Below are 6,277 nucleotides of genomic sequence, written 5' to 3'. Positions count from 1 at the left end.
GGATGCTTTTGTGGCGAGGGAGCTTGCTCCCGCTGGGCTGCGCAGCAGCCCCCTCTCAAGCTCACTCAATCAACCTGATCCACCGCGTCGCCGGGCTCCAGGGCCGCTGCGCGCCCCAGCGGAAGCAAGCTCCCTCGCCACAAGAGTGTGTTAGCCGGAAATCAATGGGCCGTCAGCTCAATCACGCAGCATTGACCGTGAGTGGAGACATCCACCAACCCGGTGTTACCGCTCAGTTGCAAACAGTCGTAGAGACCCAAGTCCACAGCGGACTCACCAATCTTGATAGCCAGCCCCGGGGCGGCACTGAACACCAGCAGCGTTTCCGCGTCACTGAAAAACCGCTGCTGGCCGCCCAACCACTGCAACCGCGTCCGGTAACGTTGCGGCGCGTAGATCAGGTTGAAGTCACGAATCGGTCCGCCCAGCAGCGTACAAAACACATGGCTCTCGCCGCTGAATGCAAAAGGGTCCAGCGGATGCAGAGGTCGCGTGGCCTGGCCATCGACGTTCAGCGTCATGCCGCTCCCCTGCAAGACACTGATGACCCGCTCGTAACCGGCGAAGGTGGAGAAACCGCCCGACTCACCGATGTCGGCAATCGACAGCCGCCAGCCGAAACCTTCCAGGCCGGTGCCGGCATCGCGAGTGATTTCTTCGGTGCTGCCGCCACCGTTTTTCCACGGCATGCGTGGGTAGTCTGTCGCGCGTAAAACCTTCAAATGGCTCATTTATGAAAGCGCCCTTCCAGACTGTGACGGGAACCCGGATGGATCAGGCGCGCAGCGGTCACCGGCTGGCGCCCGGACCAGGTACGGCGGCGGATCAATAGACACGGCTCGCCCCTTTCGATCTGCAACAGCTTGCATTCACTCGGCTCGGCCAGGATCGCCTCGACCACATGCTCGCCCTCGGTCAGCGGCGCGACCTGGTTCAGATAGGCGTAGGGCGTTTGCACGGTGAAGTCCTGCTTGAGGTAGTCAGGCGCCACCAGCGCGTTGACGAAACGGTCCTCGATTTGCACGGGGATGTCGTTCTCGAAATGCACGATCAGCGAATGGAACACTTTCTGGCCTTCGCGCATATCCAGGGCCAGTGCCCGCTCGGAACCGGCCGCCTCTTCTTCCAGGGTGATGACCTTGCACGTGTGGCGATGACCGCGGGAGGCGATTTCGTCGGCGATGTTATGCACTTCGAACAACGCGGACTGGCTCTTGGGCTCGGCCACGAAGGTGCCGACACCCTGCATGCGCACCAACAGGCCGTCGGCGGTCATTTCCCGCAGCGCACGGTTGATGGTCATGCGACTGAAGCCCAGTTGGCTGACCAGTTCGCTTTCCGACGGCACGCGGTAATGCGGCGGCCAGTTTCCACTGTCGATCTGCTGGGTGATCATCTGTTTGACGCGGGCGTACAGGGGTGCCGGACTGTCACCCATGTTTGCGGCCAGCGGCGGTTTGGCAGGCGGAGTCGACACGGCGGTTCCTTGTTCTGCGGATAAGAATGCTAGCTTGCCGGAGTTTACCGGCCAGGCAAACGTCTGTATATGTATATACAAATTACGCACGATGAGGTTGAACCATGTCCGCCTTCTTTGCCGAACGCGCGCTGCTGCCTAGTGGATGGGCCCATGATGTACGTCTTGAGGTCGATGCCGAAGGCGTCCTGACCCATATCCAGGCCGGTTCCCACGCAGACGGCGCCGAACGGCTGGGCGGCCCGCTGTTGCCGGGTATGCCGAACCTGCACTCCCATGCCTTCCAACGGGCCATGGCCGGGCTGGCGGAAGTGGCGGGCAATCCCAACGACAGTTTCTGGACATGGCGCGACTTGATGTACCGCCTCGTCGGAAAAATCAGTCCCGACCAACTCGGCATCATTGCCCGCCAGCTGTACATCGAAATGCTCAAGGCCGGCTACACCTCAGTCGCCGAATTCCACTATGTGCACCACGACACCGATGGCGCGCCCTACGCCGACCCGGCGGAGCTGGCCCTGCGCATCAGCCACGCCGCCAGCGCTGCTGGCATCGGCCTGACGCTGCTGCCGGTGCTTTACAGCCACTCGGGGTTTGGTGGCCAGGCGCCCAATGACGGGCAACGCCGGTTCATCAACAGCACCGAAAACTACTTGAAGCTTCAGTCGCGCTTGCAGCCGATCCTGGCCGGGCAGCCGTCCCAGGCGCTGGGTCTGTGCTTCCACTCGCTGCGTGCCGTGACGCCCGGGCAGATCCAAGATGTGCTGGCCGCCAGTGACCGCGAGTGCCCGGTGCACATTCACATTGCCGAGCAGCAGAAGGAAGTCGACGACTGTCTGAGCTGGAGCGGCGCCCGTCCGCTGCAATGGCTGTACGAAAACACCGAAGTCGACCAGCGCTGGTGCCTGGTCCACGCTACCCACGCCAACACCCAGGAAGTCAGCCTCATGGCCAGGAGCCGGGCGATTGCCGGCCTGTGCCTGACCACCGAAGCCAACCTGGGGGACGGGATTTTCCCCGCCGTGGATTTCCTCGCCCAGGGCGGGCGCCTGGGAATCGGCTCTGACAGTCATGTATCGCTAAGCGTGGTCGAAGAATTGCGCTGGCTGGAATATGGCCAGCGCCTGCGGGATCAACGGCGCAACCGCTTGTATCGGGCGGATCAGCCGATGGTCGGTCGCACCTTGTTCGATGCGGCGCTGGCAGGCGGCGCCCAGGCCCTGGGGCAACCGATCGGCGCCCTCGACATCGGCAAGCGCGCCGACTGGCTGGTTCTCGATGGCAGCGACCCGTATTTGGCCACGGCCCAGGGCGACGCAATCCTCAATCGCTGGCTGTTTGCCGGTGGCGATCGCCAGGTACGCGATGTGATGGTCGGCGGCCGGTGGGTGGTGCGCGATGGGCGGCATGCCGGCGAAGAAGAAAGCGCCCGCGCGTTTACCCAGGTATTGCGCGAGCTCTTAGGCTGACGCAGATAAAAAGTGTGGGAGCGGGCTTGCTCGCGAAGGCGGTTTGTCAGCTAACGATTATGTCGGCTGATACACCGAATTCGCGAGCAAGCCCGCTCCCACATTGAATACTTGCAGGCAGTCAGTCCGAAGTCTTGGCCATCTGCCGATCCGACGCGCGCCAGATCAGTCGGGTCGTGTCATAACCCTGCTGGCGTGCCTTGCTCAGCAGTTCCTCGCGCACGACGCTATTGACAGTCGGCGTACGGGACAGCAGCCACATGTAGCGACGGCTTGGGTCGCCGACGATGGCGGTCTTGTAGTCATCGCTGACGTACAGCACCCAGTATTGCCCTTTCGCCACGCCCGGCACGATCCGCGAAAACCAGTTGTCGAACTCGACCCAGAGCTTGTCGGTCTTGCCCGGCACCTGCGGCGTGGCGGTGCCCCTGGCTTCTTCCCACTGCCAGTCCGAGGTCAGGCAGCGATTGAGCACGCCCACGTTGCCGTCTGGCTTGAGGGTGTAGTGAGCTTCCGATTGCGCGCAATTGCGCTGGAAATACATGGGCAGGCGGGCCAACTCATACCAGGTGCCTTGGTAGCGCTTGAGATTGACGCTGTTGACCGTCTTGGGTGCCAGCGGATCTTCGCCAGAAGTGGCACAGCCAGCCAAAATCAGGCCAGCCAAAAGCACAAAAACTAACCGCATCATTATTTTTCTCCCGCGGGCACTGTGGCCAGCATGGTTAGTTCGTCAGTTCTACTTCTGGCGCCGAAGTAGAACTGACGAACTAACCATACTGGCCACCATCCCCGGTTTACTTCAGGCCTTGGCCGGAAAACATCAACACTTTGTCACCGGCGTACTGCACGCTGATAAAGCTTTTCTGGTCGCCCCAGGTGCAACTGGACATGCCGAGCGCGCCCGAGCAATCGGTCGGTTTCCCCAGTAACGTTTCGACTTCGGACTTGGGCATGCCAGCCGACAGCTTCGAATAGTTTTCCTGGTTGACCTTGCTGCATGCAGTCAATACGACACACACAAACAACAAGGCGATAGATCGCAGCGACATGGTGTACTCCTGGAACGGAAGGGGGGTGGCAGGGGCCAACCAGAAGCTTAGAAGAGAAAACCCCTATCTGGTTCCCCGACACCCCCGGTATTTATTGGGTCTGGCCTGGTGTTTCATCGGTGAAACACTCACTTTGTGACAGCGTCGTGCATTTCGTCGGAATTGAACCGCTATCGGCTGATGGGGCGCTCTGGCACGCCGATAAAAAGAAACAGCGCAAAGGAACGCGTTATGGCAAATTGACAGCCCGTCCTGACCCGTCCCTCCGCGGTAGTGTTATTAATGACCAGAAACATGAAATTCAGCCATAAAATCCTATTGGCTGCCGCCCTCGTGGTGGCCGTTGCATTCGCCTGTTTCATCCTGTTCAACGACTATCGTCAACGCCAGAGCTTGAACGCCAGCACCGAAACCTCCATGCAGGAACTCGGCAGCCTGACCAGTCGCAATATCCAGACGTGGGTCGAGGGCCGCATCCAGTTGCTGCAATCGCTGGCCCAGCAGATTGCCGTGGACGGCAGCAGTGCCGACAGCCTCAAGCGCGCCGTGGGCTTGCCGGCCTACACCAGCAATTTCCAGCTCAGTTATTTTGGTGGCACCGACGGCGTGATGTTCTCGGTACCGGCCGGCAATCGCGCTGCCGATTACGACCCGCGCGCCCGTGGCTGGTACAAGGCCGCCAACAGCGCGCAGCAAACCATCGTCACCGAACCCTACATCGCCGCCTCGTCGGGCAAGCTGGTGATCACCGTCGCCACCCCGGTGCAGCACCAGAACCAGATGATCGGCGTGGCCGGTGCGGACATCGACCTGTCCAGCGTCAGCGCCATCATCAATTCGCTGAACTTCGGCGGCCACGGCCACGCGTTCATCGTCAGTGCCGACGGCAAGATCCTGATCCACCCCGACAGCAAGCGCGTGCTCAAGACCCTGGCCGAGGCCTACCCTAACGGCGCGCCTCAAATCAGCCCGGGCGTGAAAGAAGTCGACCTCGACGGCAAGACCCAATTCATCTCCTTCACCCACGTCAACGGCGTGCCGGGAGCCGACTGGTACGTGGCGCTGGTGCTCGACAAGGACACCGCGCTGGCGATGCTCAGTGAGTTCCGTACTTCGGCGCTGATCGCCATGGTCATCGCCGTGGTGTTCATCATCGCCCTGCTCGGCATGTTGATCCGCGTGCTGATGCAACCGCTGCTGACCATGGGCCGCGCCATGCACGACATCGCCGAAGGCGAAGGCGACCTGACCCGGCGCCTGGTCATCCACGGCCAGGATGAATTCGGTGCGCTGGGGACTTCATTCAACCGCTTTGTCGAACGCATTCATACCTCGATCCGTGAAGTGGCCTCGGCCACCGGCCAGGTCAACGAAGTCGCCCTGCGCGTGGTCAGCGCGTCCAACTCGTCGATGTTCAACTCCGACCAGCAGGCTTCACGCACCAGCAGCGTAGCCGCTGCCATCAACCAGCTCGGTGCCGCCGCCCAGGAAATCGCCCAGAACGCCGCCCTCGCCTCGCAGCATTCCAGCGATGCGCGCAGCCTGGCTGAAGATGGCCAACAAGTGGTGGATAAAACCATCGCGGCCATGCAGCAGTTGTCGGCCAAGATCAGCGATTCGTGCGGCAACATCGAAACCTTGAACAGCAACACGGTGAACATCGGCCAGATTCTTGAGGTGATCACCAGCATTTCCCAGCAGACCAACCTGCTCGCCCTCAACGCCGCCATCGAAGCGGCCCGTGCCGGTGAAGCCGGGCGCGGCTTCGCGGTGGTCGCCGATGAAGTGCGCAACCTGGCCCACCGCACCCAGGATTCGGCGCAGCAAGTGCAGAAGATGATCGAAGAACTGCAAGTTGGCGCCCGGGAAGCGGTGCTGACCATGACCGACAGCCAGCGCCAGAGCGAAAGCAGCGTCGGCATCGCCAACCAGGCCGGCGAACGCCTGGGCAGCGTGACCCAGCGTATTGGTGAAATCGACGGCATGAACCAGTCCGTGGCCACCGCCACCGAAGAACAAACCGCCGTGGTGGAGTCGATCAACGTCGACATCACCGAGATCAACACCCTGAACCAGGAAGGCGTGGAAAACCTGCAAGCCACCTTGCGCGCCTGTGCCGATCTTGAGCAGCAGGCGGCGCGGTTGAAGCAGTTGGTGGGTAGTTTCCGGATCTAGTGCCTGGACTGACCCCGTCGCGAGCAAGCTCGCTCCCACATTAATGATTGCGAACGGGGTCAAATGTGGGAGCGAGCTTGCTCGCGATAGCGGCGTCAGCTACA

6 protein-coding genes are annotated in these 6,277 nt (G+C 61.4%); 2 read left to right on the top strand and 4 right to left on the bottom strand.

All coding sequences use genetic code 11. The features are described 5' to 3' along the window. Positions 1-161: 161 nt before the first annotated feature. On the bottom strand, positions 162-731 hold the full coding sequence (locus BLT00_RS22595) for a HutD/Ves family protein (protein ID WP_092146448.1): 570 nt from the start codon (positions 729-731) through the stop codon (positions 162-164). Then, complete coding sequence (hutC, locus tag BLT00_RS22590) at positions 728-1,438, bottom strand: histidine utilization repressor (RefSeq protein ID WP_170845945.1); 711 nt, start codon at positions 1,436-1,438, stop codon at positions 728-730. The genes BLT00_RS22595 and hutC overlap by 4 nt, the downstream gene beginning before the upstream one ends. A gap of 143 nt (positions 1,439-1,581) precedes the next feature. Here hutC and BLT00_RS22585 point away from each other — a divergent pair, with 143 nt between their 5' ends. Continuing rightward, positions 1,582-2,946 (top strand): formimidoylglutamate deiminase, encoded by a 1,365-nt coding sequence (locus BLT00_RS22585; RefSeq protein ID WP_092146450.1) that lies wholly within the window; start codon positions 1,582-1,584, stop codon positions 2,944-2,946. Positions 2,947-3,067: 121 nt separating this feature from the next. On the opposite strand, the gene BLT00_RS22580 is transcribed toward BLT00_RS22585, so the two are convergent. After that, a complete protein-coding gene (locus BLT00_RS22580; protein WP_072345109.1) occupies positions 3,068-3,637 on the bottom strand; it encodes a lipocalin family protein in 570 nt (189 codons plus the stop codon). 106 nt (positions 3,638-3,743) lie between these two features. Continuing rightward, positions 3,744-3,998, bottom strand: a complete 255-nt coding sequence (locus BLT00_RS22575) for a hypothetical protein (protein ID WP_003196877.1) — start codon at positions 3,996-3,998, stop codon at positions 3,744-3,746. A 282-nt stretch (positions 3,999-4,280) separates the two neighbouring features. On the opposite strand from BLT00_RS22575, the gene BLT00_RS22570 reads away from it, so the two are divergent. Beyond that, entirely contained in the window at positions 4,281-6,173 is a 1,893-nt protein-coding gene (locus BLT00_RS22570; protein WP_218190045.1) for a methyl-accepting chemotaxis protein, read from the top strand. Positions 6,174-6,277 lie beyond the last annotated feature (104 nt).

The organism is Pseudomonas sp. NFACC51 (genome assembly GCF_900103575.1).
Lineage (GTDB): Bacteria > Pseudomonadota > Gammaproteobacteria > Pseudomonadales > Pseudomonadaceae > Aquipseudomonas > Aquipseudomonas fluorescens_Q.
This window is presented reverse-complemented; position numbering and strand designations above follow the sequence as displayed.

Coding starts and splice junctions, on each gene's coding strand:
- BLT00_RS22580 (WP_072345109.1), bottom strand. CDS start 3,637: ATGATGCGGTTAGTTTTTGTGCTTTTGGCTGGCCTGATTTTGGCTGGC.
- BLT00_RS22595 (WP_092146448.1), bottom strand. CDS start 731: ATGAGCCATTTGAAGGTTTTACGCGCGACAGACTACCCACGCATGCCG.
- BLT00_RS22570 (WP_218190045.1), top strand. CDS start 4,281: ATGACCAGAAACATGAAATTCAGCCATAAAATCCTATTGGCTGCCGCC.
- hutC (WP_170845945.1), bottom strand. CDS start 1,438: ATGGGTGACAGTCCGGCACCCCTGTACGCCCGCGTCAAACAGATGATC.
- BLT00_RS22585 (WP_092146450.1), top strand. CDS start 1,582: ATGTCCGCCTTCTTTGCCGAACGCGCGCTGCTGCCTAGTGGATGGGCC.
- BLT00_RS22575 (WP_003196877.1), bottom strand. CDS start 3,998: ATGTCGCTGCGATCTATCGCCTTGTTGTTTGTGTGTGTCGTATTGACT.